Source organism: Kitasatospora griseola (assembly GCF_014648555.1).
GTDB lineage: Bacteria > Actinomycetota > Actinomycetes > Streptomycetales > Streptomycetaceae > Kitasatospora > Kitasatospora griseola.
The window spans coordinates 64,983-84,536 of the sequence record NZ_BMRI01000027.1 but is presented as its reverse complement, the minus strand read 5'-3'; the positions used below and the strand labels follow the sequence as shown (position 1 = coordinate 84,536).

Annotated in this window: 10 protein-coding genes; all 10 read left to right on the top strand. The window is 73.5% G+C overall.

Annotated elements, in window-relative coordinates; translation table 11 throughout:
• Window positions 1–34 precede the first annotated feature (34 nt).
• The 10 genes from IEZ12_RS39210 to IEZ12_RS27175 all read left to right on the top strand — a co-directional run bounded on the left by IEZ12_RS39210 (window position 35) and on the right by IEZ12_RS27175 (window position 19,217).
• Entirely contained in the window at window positions 35–1,324 is a 1,290-nt protein-coding gene (locus tag IEZ12_RS39210) for an MFS transporter (protein ID WP_229848108.1), read from the top strand.
• Window positions 1,321–4,521 (top strand): non-ribosomal peptide synthetase, encoded by a 3,201-nt coding sequence (locus IEZ12_RS27215; protein ID WP_229848122.1) that lies wholly within the window; start codon window positions 1,321–1,323, stop codon window positions 4,519–4,521. Before IEZ12_RS39210 ends, IEZ12_RS27215 begins: the two co-directional genes overlap by 4 nt.
• On the top strand, window positions 4,514–6,811 hold the full coding sequence (locus IEZ12_RS27210; RefSeq protein WP_189275583.1) for a type I polyketide synthase: 2,298 nt from the start codon (window positions 4,514–4,516) through the stop codon (window positions 6,809–6,811). Before IEZ12_RS27215 ends, IEZ12_RS27210 begins: the two co-directional genes overlap by 8 nt.
• Window positions 6,811–7,086, top strand: coding sequence for an acyl carrier protein (locus IEZ12_RS27205; RefSeq protein WP_043908443.1), 276 nt, complete (start codon window positions 6,811–6,813; stop codon window positions 7,084–7,086). The genes IEZ12_RS27210 and IEZ12_RS27205 overlap by 1 nt, the downstream gene beginning before the upstream one ends.
• Entirely contained in the window at window positions 7,086–10,511 is a 3,426-nt protein-coding gene (locus IEZ12_RS27200; protein ID WP_189275581.1) for a non-ribosomal peptide synthetase, read from the top strand. Before IEZ12_RS27205 ends, IEZ12_RS27200 begins: the two co-directional genes overlap by 1 nt.
• Window positions 10,508–13,369: a type I polyketide synthase gene (locus IEZ12_RS27195; protein ID WP_189275579.1), complete on the top strand. Its 2,862-nt coding sequence runs from the start codon at window positions 10,508–10,510 to the stop codon at window positions 13,367–13,369. Before IEZ12_RS27200 ends, IEZ12_RS27195 begins: the two co-directional genes overlap by 4 nt.
• 8 nt (window positions 13,370–13,377) lie before the next feature.
• Window positions 13,378–14,988: an amino acid adenylation domain-containing protein gene (locus IEZ12_RS27190; protein ID WP_189275577.1), complete on the top strand. Its 1,611-nt coding sequence runs from the start codon at window positions 13,378–13,380 to the stop codon at window positions 14,986–14,988.
• Window positions 14,985–15,767, top strand: coding sequence for a thioesterase II family protein (locus tag IEZ12_RS27185; RefSeq protein WP_189275575.1), 783 nt, complete (start codon window positions 14,985–14,987; stop codon window positions 15,765–15,767). The genes IEZ12_RS27190 and IEZ12_RS27185 overlap by 4 nt, the downstream gene beginning before the upstream one ends.
• A gap of 238 nt (window positions 15,768–16,005) precedes the next feature.
• The gene (locus IEZ12_RS27180) at window positions 16,006–18,054 is read left to right on the top strand and encodes an AfsR/SARP family transcriptional regulator (protein ID WP_189275574.1); all 2,049 of its coding nucleotides are present in this window, start codon (window positions 16,006–16,008) and stop codon (window positions 18,052–18,054) included.
• 122 nt (window positions 18,055–18,176) lie between these two features.
• Complete coding sequence (locus IEZ12_RS27175) at window positions 18,177–19,217, top strand: TauD/TfdA family dioxygenase (RefSeq protein WP_189275572.1); 1,041 nt, start codon at window positions 18,177–18,179, stop codon at window positions 19,215–19,217.
• The last annotated feature ends 337 nt before the right edge of the window (window positions 19,218–19,554 follow it).

Sequence of the window (19,554 nt, the reverse complement as noted above, 5' to 3'; positions counted from 1 at the left end):
GCCCCGGTGGGCCCCGCGCCGGGGGCCGGGCCCGATGAGCACGGACGCGGCCGAGCGGCCGAAGCCCGGCTTCCTCGGCTTCCTCGCGCAACTGGCCGGCGAGGACTCACTGCGCCGCAGCCTCGTGGCGGTCCGATTCGCCGCAGCGACCGGCAAGGGGGTGCTGCTGAGCGGGAGCGTCGTCTACTTCACCCTGCACGTGCACCTCGCCGCGGCGCAGATCGGCTTCGGTCTGACCGCGGCGGGAATCGCCTCGCTGGTCTCCTCCGTCCTGTTCGGGATGGTGGCCGACCGGATGCCCAGGCGCCTGCTGCTGTTCATCAACTTCGTCGTCATCGCGGTGGGCTTCGGGCTCTACGCGGCGATCGACAACGCCTACGAGTTCTACGTCGTGGCCATGGTGATCTCGTTCTTCGACACCGGCCTCGGACCGACCGAGGGCGCCATGATCGCCTCGCTCATCCCCGACGGAGAGCGCGTCCGCCTCAACGCCATGATGCGCACCGTCTTCAACATCGGATTCAGCGCGGGAATCGGGATCGCTGCGCTGGCGGCCGCAAGCCGCCACCTCCTGATGCTCATCCCGTTCGGTTCGGCCGCCCTGCTCGGCCTGGCGGCCCTGCTCGTGCTCCGGCTGCCCAAGGACGGCCCGCGGAAGCCGATCGTCCGGCGCCGGCGCTTCGGTGCCATCCGGGACCTGCCCTACGTCGGAGTCGTCGGGCTCTCCTCGGTGCTCTCCTCGCACATGACCCTGCTCATGGTGGTCCTGCCGCTGTGGACGCTCCACCGCACGACCGTGCCGCACTTCGTCGTGCCGATGTTCCTGGTGATCAACACGGTGTTCGTGATCCTCTTCCAGGTGCGGGCGAGCAAGGGGGCCGAGACGGTGCTCGGCGCGGCCAGGACCGCCAGGATCGCCGGGGTGTGGATCGCGGCGGGCTGCGCGGCGGTGGGAGTCACGGTCTTCGTGCACCAGACGGTGGTGGGCATCGTGGCGATCATGGCGGCCGTGCTCGCCATGTCGATGGCGGAGATCACGCAGTCCGCGTCGGCCTGGGGACTCGCGTTCGGGCTCGCACCCGAGCACGCGAAAGCCGAGTACCTGGGCACCTTCGACCTGCACATCGGTACGCAGAACGTCGTCGGGCCGGTCATCCTGGCCGGCCTGGTGATCTCCGGCGGCCTGTGGGGCTGGGGCCTGATCGCCGCGGCGGTGCTCCTCGCCGCCTGGCTGATCGTCCCGGCCACCCGGCGCAGCGCGGTGGCCATGGCGGCACTCGCCGCCCATCACAACGAGTTCGCGGAGAAGGCGGAGACAGTATGACGAACCGCGGCAGAGCCTCATTCACCCAGGAACGCTTCTTCTTCCTCGACGAGTTGCAGCCCGGCAACCCCGCGTACGTCGTGGCCTTCGCGCTGCGCATGGAGGGACTCCTCGACCGGGCGGAGCTCGCCGACGCGATCCGCCGGGTGGCCGGGAAGCACGCCATTTTGCGCACCCGCCTGGTCATGAGCGACGGCGACCTCCAGCAGGAGGCCCGCGACGACGTCCTGCCGGACATCGAGTGGACGCAACGCGCGCCGGTCGGTCGGGAGGCACAGGACGAGTACCTGCGCGAACTGGTCGCCTCGGAGGCGCGCAGGCCGTTCTCGCTCGGCACCGGCCAGGTGCTGCGGGCCCGGATCGTGTCCTGGACCGCCGACGAGCACGCGCTCGTGGTGCTGGTGCACCACGTCGCCTGCGACGGTTGGGGAGTCGGCCTGCTCCTCGACGCGATCGCCGAGGAGTACAACACCGGCACGAGTCGGTCCCCCGAGATCACCTATCTGGAATACGCCGAGGCCCAGCGCGAGGCGTGGGCGCACAATTCGAGCGGTGTCGCCTACTGGCGCGAGATGCTGGACGGTGCGCCGAGGCTGTCGCTCGCCACCGACCACCAGCGCCCCGACGTGCTGACCTTCCGCGGCGCCGCGCTGCGCCGGCCGGTCGATCCCGCGGTGGTCCGGCGGCTGACCGAGTGGGCGAAGGAGCGGGGCGTCACGCTGTTCGCGGTCGCGCTCGCCGCGTACGCGCAGGTGCTCGGCCGGCACGCCGGCCAGCGCGAGGTGGTGATCGGCGTGCCGGTCGCCAACCGGGTGGAGGAGGCCGAGGAGCAACTGCTCGGCTGCCTGGTCAACACGCTGCCGGTCCGGGTCGACCTGTCCGGTCACCCGACCTTCGCGGAACTGGTCACGCGCACCTGGCGCACCGCCCTGACCGCCTTCGGCCACCAGGACGTCCCGTTCGAGCAGATCGTGCAGGCGTCGGGCGAGCAACGGCATCTCAGCCACTCGCCGATCTACCAGACGATGCTCACGGTGCAGAACTTCACCTTCACCGTGCCCGAGTTCGCCGGGATGCGGGTCAACGAGGTCGACATCCAGATCGACGCGGCCAAGTTCGACGTCGGAGTGACGCTCGACGTCTCCACCCGATCGCCGTACCTGCGCGCGGACTTCAGCACCGAGCTGTTCGACGAGGCCACGATCGCGGGCCTGCTCACGCACTTCCAGACGCTGCTGGAGTCCGTCGTGTCCGGCGCGGAGCCCGAGCCGGAGATGGTGGGCCCCGAGGAGCGCGCACTCGTCATCGACCAGTGGAACCCGCGCGCCGACGCGGTCGGCGACCTGCCCTCCGTGCTGCACTCCTTCCTCGGGCGTGCCGCGCAGACGCCGGACGCGGCGGCCCTGGCGCACCGCGGTGAGACGCTCTCCTACGCGGAGTTGGACGCCTGGTCGGACGGCATCGCCGCCGCCCTGGCCGGGGCCGGGGCGGGCAAGGGAGACCGGGTCGGGCTGCTGCTGGGGCGCTCCGCGGCCGTCGCGGCCTCGATTCTCGGCGTCTGGAAGGCCGGGTGCGCCTATGTGCCGCTCGATGCCGAGTGGCCCGGGCACCGCCTGGACGAGATCCTCGACAGCGCCCGGCCGACCGCCGTCGTCGCGGACGGCGTCGTATCGGAAGTACGGCAGAGCGCCGATGCGCGGGGATTCGCCTGGATCGACGCACGGGAGGCCGATCGTGCGGCCTCCGTGCGGGCTGCCGCTCCGGACCCGGACGAGACCGCCTGCGTCGTTTACACGTCCGACGCCACCGGCCTGCACGGGGTGCCGGTCCGACACCGGGCGCTGAGTGCGCTGTGCGGTCCGGGGCTGCTCGGTGCGGAGGTCGACGCGAGTGACCGCTGGCTGGGGGCCCACGACTTCAGCACGGACCTGGCGACCTGGGAGCTCTGCGGAGCCCTCGCCTCCGGAGGCTGTCTGGTCCTCGCCGAGGAGGCCGACCTGGCCGACCCGGACCGGCTGGCCCGGCTCGTGCGCGACGAGCGGATCACGGTCCTGAACCAGACCCCGGGCGCCCTCCGCCGGCTGCTGCCGGCACTGCTCGGCACGACGCCCGGGGACGAACCGGTGGCGGTGCGCCACGTCGTCGTGTCGGGAGCGGAAGCGCTCAGCTGGTCCGAGCTGGCCTCGCTCGTCGATCCCGAGCGGCTGCCCGCGGTGTTCGTCGGCCTCTACGCGGTGACCGAGGGCGGCATCTACGCGACAGGCCATCGGGTACGGGCCGCGGACCTGCACACGGTGCGGGAGGGCGACCTCGGCGTACCACTGCCGCATGTCCGCTGCTACGTGCTCGACGACGGGCGCCGACCCGTCGGCGTGAACGTGGCCGGAGAGCTCCACGTCGGCGGAACATCGGTTCCGTCGGGCCACCTCGGTGCGGACGGACCGGCCGACGGACGCTTCGGCCGGGATCCGTACGGCCCGGCGGCGGTCTACCGGACCGGCGACCTCGTGCGCTGGAGCCACGACGGAAGGCTGATGCGCGTCGACCGCGAGGACGGGCGCGCGACGGTCCGGCTGGGTGGCCACCGCGTCGACCTCGCCGAGATCGAGGCCGCGTTCCTGCGGCTGCCGGGTGTCAACGGCTGCGCCGCGGCCGCCGACGGCGACGAGGCGGTCGTCTTCGTGTGCTGCGATCCCGGCGCCGGCACGGACGTCGGCGCCGAACTGCCCGCCTTCATGGTGCCGTCCCGAGTCTTCGTGGTGCCGGAGATCCCGCGGGACGCCGCGGGACGGGCCGACACCCGGCGGTTGCTGGCCGACCGCGCGGCGGAGTCGACGCAGGCGGCACCGGAGCCGGTCGACGCGGCTCCGGAACCTGCCGCCTCGGGCCGACTCGTCGAGCAGATCCGGCAGATCTGGGCCGACGTGCTGAAGCAGCCCGACCTGGAGCCGACGGAGAACTTCTTCGACGCGGGCGGCCACAGTCTCGCGCTCATCGTCGCGCAGCGCCGGATGGCGGCCGTGGGGCTGAAGACCTCGATCACTGAGCTCTTCCGCTGCGGCACGGCGGCGGCCTGCGCCGCGCACTTCGAACAGGCAGCCGTACCGATCGCCGATGACAAGGCCGAGCAGCGCAGGAGCGGCCGGGACTCGCTCGCCCGGCGGCGGCGGGTCGAACGAGGGGGGAACCATGTCTGACGAGCACGGGTCGAACCGGATCGCCGTTGTCGGGATGGGCATCAGGCTGCCCGGCGCGGGACGCGACCTCGATCGGTTCTGGCACGACATCGAGAACGGTGTCGAGGCGATGACGTTCTTCGAGCGGGCGGAGCTGAACGCCTGGGGTGTCTCCGACGAGACCGTCGACCGCCCGAACTTCGTGCCCGCGCGGTCCGTCCTCGCGGACTACGACCGCTTCGACGGACGGCTGTTCGGCTACTCGCCGCAGGACAGCCTGCTGATGGACCCCCAGCAGCGGATCCTCCTGGAATGCGCGTGGAGCGCGCTGGAGCACGCGGGCCGCCCGCCGATCGCGCCGGACGGCAACCGCATCGCCGTCCACGTCGGCACCGGGATGAACGTCTACCTGCTGGACCTGCTCTGGCCGAACGAGCGGGCGGTGCGGAACGCCGGGGGACTGCTGACCCGGATGTCCAGCGTGAGCGACCATGCGGCGACCCGCATCGCGTACAAGCTGAACCTCCAGGGGCCGGCGTTCGCCGTGCAGTCGGCGTGCTCCACCTCGCTCGTCGCCGTGCACCTCGCGGTGCAGAGCCTGCTGACCTACGACGCGGACCTCGCGCTCGCGGGCGGGGCCTCGATCGCACCGCCGACCCGGCGCGGCTACCTCTACGAGCCCGGCGGCATCTCCTCGCCCGACGGCCGGTGCCGCCCGTTCGACCAGCACGCGCAGGGGACCGTGGGCGCCGACGGCGCGGGGATCGTCGTGCTCAAGCGCCTGGAGGACGCGGTGCGCGACGGCGACACCGTGCACGCCGTGATCCTCGGCAGCGCGGTCGCCAACGACGGCGCGCGGAAGGCCGGCTACACGGCGCCGGGGCCCGAGGGCCAGGCGGCGGCGATCAGGTCGGCGCTCTCGGTGGCCGACGTCGATCCCGACACCGTCGGCTACCTGGAGGCGCACGGCACCGGAACCGCGCTCGGGGACCCGATCGAGATCTCCGCGTTGCGCGAGGTGTTCGGCGTCGACCGGGGCGGGCGGCCGCCGTGCTCGCTGGGCGCGCTGAAGTCGACCATGGGACACCTCGACTCGGCGTCGGGCGTGGCCGGGCTGATCAAGACGGTGCTGGCGCTCAAGCACCGGACGATCCCGCCGGTCGCGCACTTCACCGCCCCCAACCCCGCGCTGGAACTGGAGAAGTCGGTCTTCACCGTGCCGAGGACGGCCACCGAGTGGCCGGAGATCGACGGAGTGCGCCGCGCCGGCGTGAGCTCCTTCGGTATCGGCGGCACCAACGCGCACGTGGTGCTCGAAGAGGCTCCCGCGCTCCCGCGGACCGGGCGCCGCAGCCGCGTCGGCATCGAACTGCTGCTCGTGTCGGGCAAGACGGAGGAGGCCGCGGCCGAGAGCCTGGCGCGGGTGCGGGACGCCGTTGCCGACATCGACCCGGCCGACCTGCCCGACCTCGCCCACACCCTGCGCACCGGCCGCGTCGAATTCCCGTGGCGCGGCTACTTTGTGCGGACCACGGACGAGCCGCTGCGCTCGCTCCGCCCGGTGCGCCGGGCGACCCCGGAGGCGGCGCGTCGCGGGGTCGCGTACTTCCTCACCGGCAGTGGACGCATGCCCGGCAGCCCGATCATGTACGACCGGGACCGCGTCTTCCGCCAGTACTTCGACCTGGGGTACGCGGCGATCGGGCACTTGGGCCGCCACCCCGATCCGGTGGTCAAGGAGCGGGTGACCCGGTTCGCCATCGGGGTGGCCTGGTGCCAGGCGCTCCGCCGCTACGGCGTGCACCCGGTGGCGATGACCGGGGTGGGCGTCGGCGCCGTCGCCGCCGCGTGTGCGGCCGGGGCGCTCTCCTTCGAGCAGGGCGTGGACCTCGCGCTGCGCCGGCCCTCGGTCGACAGCAGGCTCGCCGTGCCGGAGACCCCGCTGCACTCGCCCGTGGACGGCCGGCCGATCGCCGCCGAGCTGGTCACCGACCTCGGGTACTGGGCTTCGAGGTTCGACGAGCCGAACGACGGCCGCTTCGCGCCGCCGACGCTGGTCGGCCTCGACCCGGCCGCCTGGTTGGAGATCGGCTGCCAGACGATCCCTCATGTCGAGGGCACCGAGCCGGAGATGTCCAACGGCTACGACAAGTTGCTGACTTCGGTCGGCCTGCTCTGGGAGCTGGGCATCGGCGGCCCCTGGGACGCCGAGCTGGACCACGGCCTGCGCCGGGTCCCGGCGCCGGGCTACCCGTTCGCCCGCACCCGCCACTACTTCGAGATTCCGGCCGCCAAGGGGAAGGACCTGTGATGGGCACGCACGACGACGGCACCTGGGTCGAGCAGTTCACCCAGCTCTGGCTGGAGGTCCTCGGGGTCGACTCCGTCACCGAGCACGACGACTTCTTCGAGATCGGCGGCCACTCGCTCGCCGCACTGCGGCTGGCTTCGCTGATCCAGCGGGAACTGGAGATCGCCGTCGACCTCCAGCAGGTGCTGGCCAACCCGCGCTACGGCGACCTGCTCGCCGTCGCCGCCCGGGCGCCGCGCGGACCCGAGGCCGTGTCCCGAGTGGTGACGCACTGATGACCGCCGCTCTCGGACGCCGCACCGCGGCCGCGGACTGGCTCCCGCTCGCCGCCGAGGTACTGGGCCTCCCGGCCGAGGAGGTCCAGGCACGCTACCGGACGGAATCCTTCACCGAGCTGGGCGGCAGCTCCCTGCAGGCGATCGCGCTGACCTCGGCCGGCCAGCGCCGGCTCGCCGAGGACGTCGAGGTCGCGCTGCTGATCTCGCCGCTCGCCCTGGCCGACGCCCTCGCCGAGGCGCGGGAGTACGTGCCGACCGCCCCGACCGCCACTGACATCGAGGCCGCTCCGGCGCGGCGCGAGCTGCTGCCCGGTCAGAAGGCCATGCTCGCCGCGCACCTGGCCGGCCGGGACCAGTCCTACCACCTGATGTTCACGGTGCAGCCGCCGGTCGCGCTGAGCCAGGAGCAGGTCCGCGCCGCGCTGCGGAGGCTCACCGCGCGGCACGAGTCGCTGCGGACGATGTTCGTCCGGGAACGGCAGACCGCGCTGCGGGTCGTGCTGCCCGCGTCGCACGCACCGCGCCTGCTCCACCAGACCCTGCCCGCCGGAGCCGACGCGGTGCGGGAAATGCACGAGAGCTACGGGCGGCGCGGCGCGGAACTGCTGCGCCCGTTCGAGCAACCACCGGTCGTCTTCGTGCTCACCACCTCGGGGGAGCGGACCTTCGTCACCCTGCTCGCCCACCACGCGCTGATCGACGGCTGGAGCATCGGGGTGCTCTGGCGGGAGTTCGCGGCACTCTGCGAGGGAGCGGGGGCCCCGACCGACGAGGCGCCGTCGCCGGACTGGATCGGCTCGCGGCTCGCCGACCGACAGGCGTCCGGCGCGCTGGACACGGCGCTGGCCCGCGTCGCCCAACGGCTCGACGGGGCCCCGCCGGTGGCGGCGCTGCCCACGGACCTGGAGCGCGCGGACGAGGCCGACGGGCGCGGCGAGCGCCTGGTGTTCCCGCTGCCGTCGGCACTCGCCGAGCGCGTGGACCGACTCGCCGACACCTGCCGGACCACGGTGACCGCCGTGCTGCTCGCCGCCTGGGCACTGGCCGTCAACCGCCGACTGGGCGCCCACGACGTCGTACTCGGCGTCGCGGCCGCCGGCCGGTTCGAGGCGGGGATGGAGGAGGTCGTCGGGCTGTGCACCCGGATCATCCCGGTGCGCTGCACCACCGACGACGGCATCGAGGCCGCGGAGTTCGTGCGGGCCACCGCGGCCGCCCTCGCCGGTGCGGTCGCCGACGCGGACGTCCCGTTCGCGAACGTCGTCGCACACCTCGCGGGCGAGGTGGACGGCAGCCGGAACCCGGTGGCGCAGATCGGCTTCGCCGCGCACCACGAACTGGTCCCGGACGCGATCGACTCGCCCTCCGGACCCTGGCGCGTCCACGAGGGGCACTGCCACGGCTCGACCTTCGACGCGCTGCTCTTCGTCCAGGCATGGTCGCCCGAACCGCGGCTGGCCCTCGAATACGCGACCTCGGCGCAGACGGCCGCGGACGCGGGTGAGCTCGCCGAGTCCCTCGTCGCCGTGCTGGGCGAACTGACGAGCCGTCCGGACGCTCCGCTCGGCACCGTGTCGGGCCTCTCCCGCGGCCAGCGGGACCGCCTGGCCGAACTCGGCCGGGGCGTCGGCTTCGACACGGACGACGACCTCTGGTCCCGCTTCGAACGCCGCGCCGCGCAGCAGCCGGACGCGGTGGCGGTCGTCGACGCGGATGCCGACGTGACGCTGTCCTACCGGGAGCTGCGGGCCCATGCGCTGGCCCAGGGCGACCTGCTGCGCGGGTGCGGGGTCCGCGCCGGGGACCGCGTCGTCCTGGAGGTCCCGCGGTCGGCCACGGAGGCGATCGCCGTGCTGGGCGTCCTGTGCCTGCGCGCGGCGTACGTCGCCGTCGATCCCGGTGCGACGGCGGAGTGGCGGATGCGGATCGCGGCCGCGGTCGCACCCGCCGCCCGGATCGGCGGGGACGCCGCGGACCCCGCATTCGCGGACGTGCCCGGCTGCCCCCCGGTCGCGTGGGGGCCGGACGCGTCCGAGCCGGCTGCCGACGCCGGCGCCCGGGGAGCGGAAGCCGACGCCGCGGCGCCGGCCTACGTCTCCTTCACCTCGGGGACCACCGGCGTGCCCAAGGGCGTCGTCGTTCCGCATCGCGCCGTCCTGCGACTGGCCGACGACGAGAACCTCTTCGCCGCCGCGACCGGACAGCGGATGATGCGCCTGTCGCCGCTCGCGTTCGACGCCTCGACGTTGGAACTGCTGGTGCCGCTGGCGAACGGGGCGACGGTCGTCGTGCACCCGGCCGGTGAGCCGACACCGAGCGGCCTGGCCGACTTCCTGCGCACCCGGCGGGTGACCCACGGATGGCTGACCGCAGGGCTGTTCCACCTGGTCGCCGATCACCACCCGGCCGCGTTCCGCGGCATGCGCCAGGTGCTGACCGGAGGCGGCGTGGTCTCACCCGCGCACGTGCGCCGCGTGCTGGACCAGTGCCGGGGACTGCGGGTGACCAACGGGTACGGACCCACCGAGAACACGACGTTCACCACCGTCTTCCACGCCGACGGCGCGCACGAGGTGCCGGACCCCCTCCCGATCGGTGGTCCGGTGCGCGGCACCGGCCTGCGGATCGTGGACGGCGCCGGCCGAGCCGTGCCCCCGGGCGCCGTGGGGGAGTTGCGCGCCACGGGCACCGGGCTGGCCGACGGCTACCTCGGCGACCCGGAGCGCACCGGCCTCGCTTTCACCGAGCGCGACGGGGTGCGTGAATACCGCACGGGCGACCTGGTCCGCTGGGGCGCCGACGGACAGCTGCGCTTCCTCGGCCGCGCCGACCGCCAGGTGAAGATCGCCGGACACCGGGTCGAACTGCTCGCCGTGGAACGGCGGATCCGGGAACAGGCCGGCGTGCTGGACGCGGTCGTCCTCCTCGCCGGTGACCGGTTGTGCGCGGCGATCAAGGCGGACGGCGACATCCGCGCACGCGTCCGGGCGGAGGTCGAGCCCGCGCTCGCGCCGTACGAGCGGCCGCAGCAGTGGATCACGGTGGACGAGTTCCCCCTGGACCGCAACGGAAAGGTCGACCTCCGCGCGCTCGGCGCCCGCTTCGGCGCCGCCGGGACCGACGCCTCCCCGGCGCGCGCCGGAGAGCCCGCGGGCTCCGCCGCCGTCGCCGCGACCGGTCCCGGTGATCTCGAAGAGCTGATCGCCGACGTCTGGTCCGAGGTGCTCGGCAGCGACGACTTCGGGCTCGACGAGGGCTTCTTCGAGGTCGGCGGGGACTCGCTGTCCGCCGCCCTGGTGCGTCGCCGACTGCGGGAACACCTCGGCGGCCGTCCGATCTCCCTGACCGACCTGTACCGCTTTCCCACCGTGCAGTCCCTGGCACGGCAGCTGAGCAGGACCGTGCAGGAAGGGACACGATGAGCCAGGACATTGCGATCGTCGGGATGGCCGGACGCTTCCCCGGCGCGGCGAACGTCGACGAGTACTGGTCCAACCTCCTCGCCGGGCGGGTGAGCGTCACGTCGTTCACCCGACGGGAACTGCTGGAGGCGGGCGTGCCGGCCGAGGAGGCCGACGATCCGGCCTACGTTCCGGTGTGCGGCGTGCTCGCGGATCCGGATCGCTTCGACGCCGGGTTCTTCGGGATCCCGCCGCGCGAGGCCGCGATCATGGACCCCCAGCAGCGGCTGCTGCTGCAGACCGCGTGGGAGGCGCTCGAATCCGGCGGCCTGATCACGAACGCGCCGATGGGAAGGGTGGGGGTGTTCGCCGGCGCGGGCTTCAACTACTACCTGCACCAGCAGGTCCTCGCGGCGCCGGAAGTGCTGGCGACGCACGGACTGCTGGGCCTGGTGCTGGGCAACGAGAAGGACCACCTCGCGACCAGGATCGCCCACCGGCTGGGGCTCGGCGGCCCGGCGATCGCCGTGCAGACCGCGTGCTCGACCTCGCTCGTCGCCGTCCATCTGGCCTGCCAGAGCCTGCGGACCGGGGACTCGGACCTGGCCCTGGCCGGTGGCGCGTACGTCGCGTTCCCGCAGAACACCGGCTACCTCCACGAGGCCAAGGGCATCATGTCGCAGGACGGCCACTGCCGCCCCTTCGACGCCACGGCCAACGGGACCGTGCCGGGCAGCGGGGTCGGTGCGGTCGCGCTCAAGCGGGCCGAGGACGCCCGTCGTGACGGGGACCTGGTCCTCGCCGTCATCGAGGGTTCGGCGGTCAACAACGACGGTGCGGACAAGGTCGGTTACACGGCGCCGGGGGTCGCCGGGCAGATCGACGTGCTCGCCCGTGCGTATGCCGCCGCCGGGGTGGAACCGTCCGCGATCGGCTACCTCGAAGCGCACGGCACCGCCACCGAGGTCGGCGACGCGATCGAGTTGGCCGCGCTGCGCGAGGTGTTCGGCGGAAGGCCGGACCGCTGCTCGCTCGGCTCGGTCAAGGCCAACATCGGGCACCTGTCCGCCGCTGCGGGCGTCGCCGGACTCGTCAAGGCGGTCTCCGCGCTGCGCGCCCGGCGCATCCCGCCGCTGGCCGGACTCAAGGAGCCGCGCCCGGAACTCGGCGAGCCCGGGACGCCGTTCACCGTCGACACCGTCGCCCGCGCGTGGCCGTCCGCGGACGGGACGCCGCGCCGGGCCGCGGTCAGCTCCTTCGGGCTCGGCGGGACCAACGCGCACATCGTGCTGCGCGAGGCCGAACGGCCCACGACGACCGGGCGAACGGACGGGCCGGGCGTCGTCGTGGTCTCCGCGCGCACGGCGGAGGCGCTGCGCGCCTCGGCGGACCGGCTCGCCGCGCACCTGCGCGACCACCCCGAACTCCCGCTGGCGGACGTCGCGTTCACCAGCCAGGAACACCGCAGGTCCTTCACCCACCGGCTCGCCGTGGCCGCCGAGGACACGGCCGGCGCCGCGGCAGCGCTCGAAGCCGCGACGGGCCGCACCGCGCTGCGACAGCCCGACGTGGTGTTCCTCCTCCCCGGCCAGGGCGCCGAGGCTCCCGGCATGTCCGCCTGGGCCTACCGGCGGTACCCGTCCTTCGCCGCGGACATCGACGCGGGCTGCGACATCGTCGAGGGCCTGCTGGGAATCGATCTGCGCGAGCTGCTGATCGGTGACGACCCGCACCGGCTGCTCCACCGGACGGATCTGACGCAGCCGGCGCTGGTTCTGCACGAGTACGCGCTCGGCCGGCTGCTGCTGTCCTGGGGCGTCCGGCCCGGCGCCCTGATCGGTCACTCGGTCGGCGAGCTGGCGGCGGCGGGCCTCGCCGGGGAGCTCGAACTCGCCGAGATGCTGCGGCTGGTCACCCGGCGCGGCGCCCTCATGCAGCAGGCCCCGCCGGGAGCGATGCTCGTCGTACTCGCCGGGGAAGCCGCGGTGCTGGAACAGCTCGGGGCCTTCGAGGACCTCGGGATCGCGGCGGTCAACGCCCCTGAGGTGGTCGTCGTGTCCGGACCGGCCGAGTCGGTCGCCGAGTTCCGCAAGCGGCTGGACGGCGCAGGAATCCTGCACCGGCTGCTGCCCGCACAACGGGCCTTCCACTCCTGGATGATGGCCGACGCCGCGGCCGAACTCGACGAGGAGGCCCGCGGCATCGAGCCCCGCCCCGCCGAGTTCGCCGTCATCAGCAGCGTCGACGGCGGATTGCTGCCGCCCGGAGCGACCCGCCCGGCGGGTTACTGGGGACGGCAGCTGCGCAGTCCGGTCCGCTTCCGGGCAGCCGTCGAGGCCGCGACGGGCCGACCGCGCGTCGTGTTCGTGGAGGTGGGGCCGGGCACCGGACTGATCGGCAGCGCCCGGCAGGTCCCGCAGGCAGCGGGGTCGGCGACAGTGCCCCTGCAGGCCCGCCGGGACGAACTGCTCAGCGGTCTCGGCGCACTGTGGGCCGGCGGCGTGGCGGTGGACTGGGCGGCGGTGCGCGGCGGCGCCGACGTCGGCCGGGTGTCCCTGCCCACCTATCCGTTCGCCGCGGAACGGCACTGGATCGATGCCGCCGCGCCCGCTTCTCCCGCGTCGGCGCCCGGTGCGGCGACCGGGGCCGAGGAGGGTCCGGGTGACGCGCTCGACGAGGTCGTCGAGCTGTGGCGCTCGATGCTCGGAGTCGCCGCGGTCGGGCCCGACTCGGACTTCTTCGCGCTCGGCGGCGATTCGCTGCTGCTCATCCGGATGATCTCGCGGGTGCGGCGCAGGTTCGGCGTCGCGCCGGAGATCGCCGAGTTCGCCGACACGCCCACTCCCAGGGCGATCGCCGCTCAACTGCGGAACGAGTGAGGACGCTGATGACGACACAGCTGATGACGACACGGACGAAGAACCGACTCGGCCCGGCCGAGCGCGACCTGGTCCTCGGCTTCAACCCCGCGCCGAGTCCGCGCCCCGAACGTCCGGTGCACGAATCGATCTGCCGGCAGGCGCTGCGGACACCGGACGCAGTCGCCCTGCGCAGCGGTGACCGAGTCCTGACGTACCGGGAGCTGCTCGACAGCGCGGCGTCCGTGGCGGGACGGCTGGTGGCCGACGGCGCCGGGCCGGGCTCGATCGTGGCGCTGTGCGCCGAACGCGGTGCGGACATGGTCGTCGCGGTGCTGGGGATCCTGCTGTCCGGCGCGGCCTATCTGCCCGTCGACCCCAAGCACCCGGTCCAGCGGGTCTGTTCGATGATCGAGTCGGCCGGGGCCGTCCTGATGCTCGCGGACGGCACGGGGGCGCCGCTGCCGGAAGGGCATCCGGTGCGGGTCCGGCCGCTCGCCGACCGGCGCGAACCGGCCGCCGCACCCGTGGACTGGCGGCGGTACACGGCGGGCCCGGAGGTGTTCGACGGCTGCGGCTGCGTCATCTTCACCTCGGGTTCGACGGGCGAACCCAAGGGCGTCGAACTGACCCACGCCGCCTTGGCGAACCGGCTGGAGAGCATGCTCGCGGACTTCGACGTCGACCCCGACGACGTCCTGCTGCAGAAGACCCCCTACACCTTCGACGTCTCCATCTGGGAACTGCTGCTCGCGTTCATGGCGGGCGGCAGCCTCGTGGTCGCCCCGCCGGACGCGCACCGCGATCCGGAGGCGCTGATCGAGCTGATCACGGGTCATGGCGTCACGATGGTGCACTTCGTGCCGTCCATGCTCGAATTCTTCGCGACCGAGCCGGACGTCGGCTCGTGCTCCTCGCTCCGGGTGATCCTGAGCGGCGGCGAGGCCGCGTCGCCGCGGCTGCTGAACGAGCTGGCGGCGGCGCTGCCCGGGACCGCGCTGTACAACATGTACGGTCCCGCGGAGGCGACGATCGACGTGACGGCGTGGCCGTGCCGCCGCCCCGAGCCCGGCGACCGGGTGCCGATCGGCCGACCGCTGTCCAACGTGTCCGCCTACGTCGTCGACGAGGAGGGCGAGCTGGTTCCCGTCGGCGTCGCCGGAGAGCTGCTGCTCGGCGGAGCCTGCCTGGCGCGGGGATACGCCGGCCGGCCGGACCTCACCGCCGAACGATTCGTCAGCTTCCGCGCGGGCGACCGGGAGGAGCGGGTGTACCGCACCGGCGACCTGGCCCGCTGGTCCGCGGACGGCCACCTGGACTACCTCGGTCGGATCGACACCCAGGTGAAGGTCCGCGGCCAGCGGGTGGAGCTCGGCGAGATCGAGGTGGCGCTGCGGAGCCATCCCGCCGTGCGCACAGCCGTCGTGGTCGTGCGCGACGACCGGTCGCTGGTCGGCTACGTGGTGCCCGCGGGGGAGTTCGGCGCGGACGGCGAGGCCGTGCTGCGCGCCCACCTCGCCGAACGGCTGCCGGACTACATGGTGCCCGCGCGCCTCGTCGAACTGGCGGAGCTGCCCACCGGCGCGCACGGCAAGCTCGACCGGGCCGCCCTCCCCGAGCCCCCCAGGAGGCGGAGATGAGAGGCCCGTCGTCGACCGGAGACCCGACGGCGACGGACCCGCGCTGGCTCCGCACCTTCCCGGCGGCGAGCGGGCAGGCCGCACTGCAGGTGGTCTGCTTCCCGCCGGCGGGCGGTGCGGCCGGGGCCTTCGCGACACTGATCGACGCCGCGGACGCGGAGACCTCGGTCTCCGTCGCGATCCTGCCGGGACGCGAGACCCGGCTGGCCGAGCCTGCGGCCACCGGTCTCGGCGAGGTCGCAGACGCCCTGGCCGCCCGGCTCGTGGCCGTCGGAATCGGCGAGCGGAGCCCGTACGTCCTGCTCGGCCACAGCCTCGGCGGGCTGCTCGCCCACGAGACGGCCCGGCGGCTCGAACACGCCGGCACGCCACGGCCCTTGGAACTGGTCACGGTCGCGAGCCCGGCGCCGGACCACCCCGGCTGGACGAGGACGCGACGGCTGCCGCCCGCCGAGCTGATGCGGCGTCTCAGCGGGATTCCGCCCGAGCTGCACGAGGTCCCGCAGTTGCTCGACCACGTGGTCCGAGCGCTCGCGGACGACCTGGCGATGCTCGCCGGACACCACTGCGACGGCGCCCCCGTGCCGGTGCCGCTGCTCGTCCTCGGCGATCCGAAGGACCCGCAGCTGCCACCCGGGGCACTCGACGGCTGGAGCCGGTTCACCACCGCGGGCTGTGAGTTCGAGCGCGTGGAGGGAGGTCACTTCCCGCTCGGCGCCGAAGAGCTGTGCCGCCGCCTGCTGTTCCGCTGGCGGTCGTCGGCAGCCGTGCACCGCTGAGCGAGGGCGCGGCCGGCGCGACGAGTGCCTGCCGCGTGCGATCGCGCGAAGACCTGCCCACCGGCACGGCCTTCGCGACGGATCCGACCCGGGCCCCCGGCCGACCGGCCGGGCTCCCCGGGGCACCGACGGAGTGCGCCCGACCGATCCGCGTCCGTCGGCTTTGCCAAGGGACCCATCGAGACCTCCTGTCGCCGGTGGTCGCAGGGGGAGATGAATCGTGAAGGGGAGGTTGGGGATGGCCGGGAAGGTGTGGTTCGGCCTGATGGGGAGCCTTGAGACCCGCGTAGCGGACCGGCCGGTACCGGTACCACCACGGGTCAGGAGCCTGCTCGCGATCCTGCTGTGCCGGTCCAACCGCACGGTCGGGGTCGACGAGCTCGCCGAGATCCTGTGGAACGGCGAACCGCCGCGCGGCGCGTCGGGCACCGTCCGCAGTCACGTGCTGCGACTCCGTCGGCTGCTGGGAGAGGCCGGGGACCGGGTGGGCACCTCGCGCTCCGGGTACAAGATCCACCTGGACCCGTGCTCCGAGCTCGACATCATGGTGTTCACCGAGCTCCACGAGGCGGCCCGTACCGCCGCCCGGAACCGCGACTGGCCGCAGGTCTCGCGCAACACCAACGCGGCACTCGAACTGTGGCGCGGCGCACCACTGGCCGACGTGGCCTGCGACCGGCTCCACCGGGACGAGGTTCCGGGCTGGATCCAAGCCAGGGTCGAGGCCGTCGACCTCGCCGCTCAGGCCGATCTGAGGCTCGGCCGCACCGCCGAGGCCGTGCTCGCGCTGCAGCGGCTCGCAGCCGAGAACCCCTACCAGGAGAGCGTGCACGCGCTGCTGATGGAGGCCCTCGTGGCGGCGGGCCGAAGAGTCGAGGCGATCGCGGTCTACCGAAGACTCCGCACCGTCCTGGTGGGCGAGCTCGGCATCGAACCCGGCGCGCAGGCCGCCGCCGCCCATCAACGAGCCATCGCAGCAGGCGCCCTGAAGGTGCGAGCCGCCGGGCGGGCGCGGGCGGAACCCGGCACCGCTCCGGTCCGAACGGACCGGGCGGGCAGACCGGACGCCGATCCGCACGCGGGTACCGCGGCCACGTCCGCGACGCCCGCCGCCGTGCACGCGGCGGCGGGCGACGAGGTGGGGGTGCTGCACCTGCTGCCCGCCGAGCTGCCGAACTTCGTCGGACGGGCAACGGAGCTCGACGCCCTGCTCGGCGGCGGCGGCGCGCTGCGTGGCGGTGGCGCCCTGTTCGGCGGTGGTGCGCCGCACGGCCGGGGTACGGGGTCGGGCTGCCGCCCGCCGTCCGTGGGCATCACGGTCATCGAGGGCATGGCCGGGGTCGGCAAGACGAGCCTCGCGGTCCGGGTCGCGCACGAACTCGTTCGCGCGGGCCGGTTCGCCGATCTCCAGCTGTACGCGAACCTGCGCAGCTTCGATCCCCACCAGGACCGTGCCGAGCCCACCGACGTGCTCGACGGGCTGTTACGCGTCCTGGGCGTGGACGCGTCGCGGATCCCGTCCCGCGTGGACGCCCGCGCGGCGCTGTTCCGCGACCGCCTGCACGGCCGCGAGGCACTCCTGCTGCTCGACGATGCCCTGGACGAGCAGCAGATCCGCCCCCTGATCCCGTCGGGGCCCGGGTGTCTCGTCCTCGTCACCAGCCGGCGCTCGTTGGCCGGCCTCGACTGCACGACCCCACTGCGGCTCGGGACGTTCTCCGCGCCGGAGTCCCTGGACCTGCTGGACGCAGTCCTCGGCGCCGAACGGGTGGGCGCCGAGCCCGAGGCGGCCATGCGCGTCGCCGACCTCTGCGGCCACCTGCCGAGGGCGCTGGCCCTGGCCGCCTACCGCCTCCGCACGCGGCCGGCGTGGAGCCTGGCGGACCTGGCGGGGCACCTGGAGGACGGAGGCTTCGCCGCCGGCGTCGGAGACCGCTCGCTGTGGGCCGCGTTCCGGTCCTCGTACCGCAACCTGCCCGCCCTGCCGGCCCGGGTGTTCCGGCTGCTGGCCGCGGGCCGCGACCGCCGAGTCACCGCGCAGTGGGTCGCCGCGCTGGCCGGACTCGACGTCCACACGGCGCGCGCCGCGCTGGAACTGCTCGTGGACGAGCACCTCCTGCTGCAGAACGCGCCGGGCCGGTACCGGATGCACGACCTGCTGTACGCCTTCGCGTGCGAGCTGTCGGAGCTGTCCGACCTGTCCGACCTGTCCGAGCTGTCTGAGCTGTCGGAACTGTCCGAGCTGTCGGAGAGGGAGACAGGCGGCTTGGCGAGGGCCTCGGCCTGACCCTCGTCGGCCGCCTCCCCACGACGCCTCCGGCGGAACCAGGGCACCACCCCCATCGACTCGACCGCGGATCCTCCTGCGGTCGACCACCCCGAGATCGACAAGCCCGAAGGAGATGACCGATGACCCAGACGGACCGCGAGCTCCACGAACCGGCGGCGTCGGACACCAACAGTGACCCTGCCGCGACCGTCCGACACGAGTGGGACGGCCGCACCCTGCCCGCCCTCGTCCAGGCGGACGCACCCGGCGCCGACCTGGCCGCCTGGCTCGGCCGGCACCACGACCTCGCCGACGACCTCGCCCATCGGGCCGGGGCCGTGCTCTTCCGCGGCTTCGCCGTCACCGGCCCCGACGAGTTCCGCGCCGTCATGGACGCACTCTCGAAGGACGTTCTGGAGTACGGCGAACGGTCCTCGCCCCGCACGGAGGTGTCGGAGGGGATCTACACGTCCACCGAGTACCCCGCGGACCAGGAGATCCTGCTGCACAACGAGCAGTCCTACACGGAGAACTGGCCGATGCGCATCGTCTTCTGCTGCGAACGGCCCGCACTGAGCGGCGGGCGCACCCCGCTCGCCGACTCCCGGCGCGTGCTGGCCGCGCTCAGGCCGGAGACCGTCGCCGCGTTCGAGCAGCGCGGCGTCCAGTACGTGCGCAACTACCTGCCCGGGATCAGCCTGTCCTGGCAGGAGGCGTTCCAGACCGAGGACCCGGACCAGGTCGCTTCGTACTGCGCCGCCGAGGGCATCTCCGTCGAGTGGGCCGAGGACGGACACCTGCGCACCCGCCAGGTCCGGCCCGCCATCCACCGCCACCCCGTGACGGGCGACCGGACCTGGTTCAACCACGCGGTGTTCTTCCACGTGACCTCACTGCCCGAAGAGGTCAGCCAGGGCCTGCGGGAGGCCCTCCCGGAGGAGGACCTCCCGTACAACACCTACTACGGCGACGGCGGGGTGATCGAGGACGAGGTCCTCGCCGAGCTGCGCGCCGCCTACGCCGCCGAGACCACCGGGTTCGACTGGCAGCGGGGCGACGTCCTGCTCGTCGAGAACATGATCACCGCACACGCCCGCGAGCCCTTCCAGGGCCCGCGCCGCATCCTCGCGGCGATGTCCGACCCGGCCAGGACCAACCCCGTGAACGACCCGACCAACTAGGCGCGCCCCGCCGCGACCACGGCTGCAACCGATCGGCCCCGCCGACCCGGTTGCAGCCGTGGTCAGGTCCCGGGTCCCTGCGGGTGGCTTCCGTAGTGGGCGTCCGCACACGGCCTCGGCACGGGGCGGAGGGTGGCATCCTGCCGCCGCTGGCAGTCCAGGCAGGTCCTCGGCGAGGAGTTTCGGCCGAAGACTCAGGTGCCTGGGTCGGCGAGATCGCGGCTGGTACCGAGGTAGACCGCGAACGGGTCTGCGTCGTGATACGTCAGCCGGGCAGAAACGGGAACCCCACCTTGGCCTTCGCCGAATCCTGTGGCGAACTCCCGTGGTCCGAGCC

Bases quoted from the DNA above. Each gene is read 5' to 3' on its own strand.
- IEZ12_RS39210 (WP_229848108.1), top strand. From the start codon at position 35: ATGAGCACGGACGCGGCCGAGCGGCCGAAGCCCGGCTTCCTCGGCTTC.
- IEZ12_RS27215 (WP_229848122.1), top strand. From the start codon at position 1,321: ATGACGAACCGCGGCAGAGCCTCATTCACCCAGGAACGCTTCTTCTTC.
- IEZ12_RS27210 (WP_189275583.1), top strand. From the start codon at position 4,514: ATGTCTGACGAGCACGGGTCGAACCGGATCGCCGTTGTCGGGATGGGC.
- IEZ12_RS27205 (WP_043908443.1), top strand. From the start codon at position 6,811: ATGGGCACGCACGACGACGGCACCTGGGTCGAGCAGTTCACCCAGCTC.
- IEZ12_RS27200 (WP_189275581.1), top strand. From the start codon at position 7,086: ATGACCGCCGCTCTCGGACGCCGCACCGCGGCCGCGGACTGGCTCCCG.
- IEZ12_RS27195 (WP_189275579.1), top strand. From the start codon at position 10,508: ATGAGCCAGGACATTGCGATCGTCGGGATGGCCGGACGCTTCCCCGGC.
- IEZ12_RS27190 (WP_189275577.1), top strand. From the start codon at position 13,378: ATGACGACACAGCTGATGACGACACGGACGAAGAACCGACTCGGCCCG.
- IEZ12_RS27185 (WP_189275575.1), top strand. From the start codon at position 14,985: ATGAGAGGCCCGTCGTCGACCGGAGACCCGACGGCGACGGACCCGCGC.
- IEZ12_RS27180 (WP_189275574.1), top strand. From the start codon at position 16,006: ATGGCCGGGAAGGTGTGGTTCGGCCTGATGGGGAGCCTTGAGACCCGC.
- IEZ12_RS27175 (WP_189275572.1), top strand. From the start codon at position 18,177: ATGACCCAGACGGACCGCGAGCTCCACGAACCGGCGGCGTCGGACACC.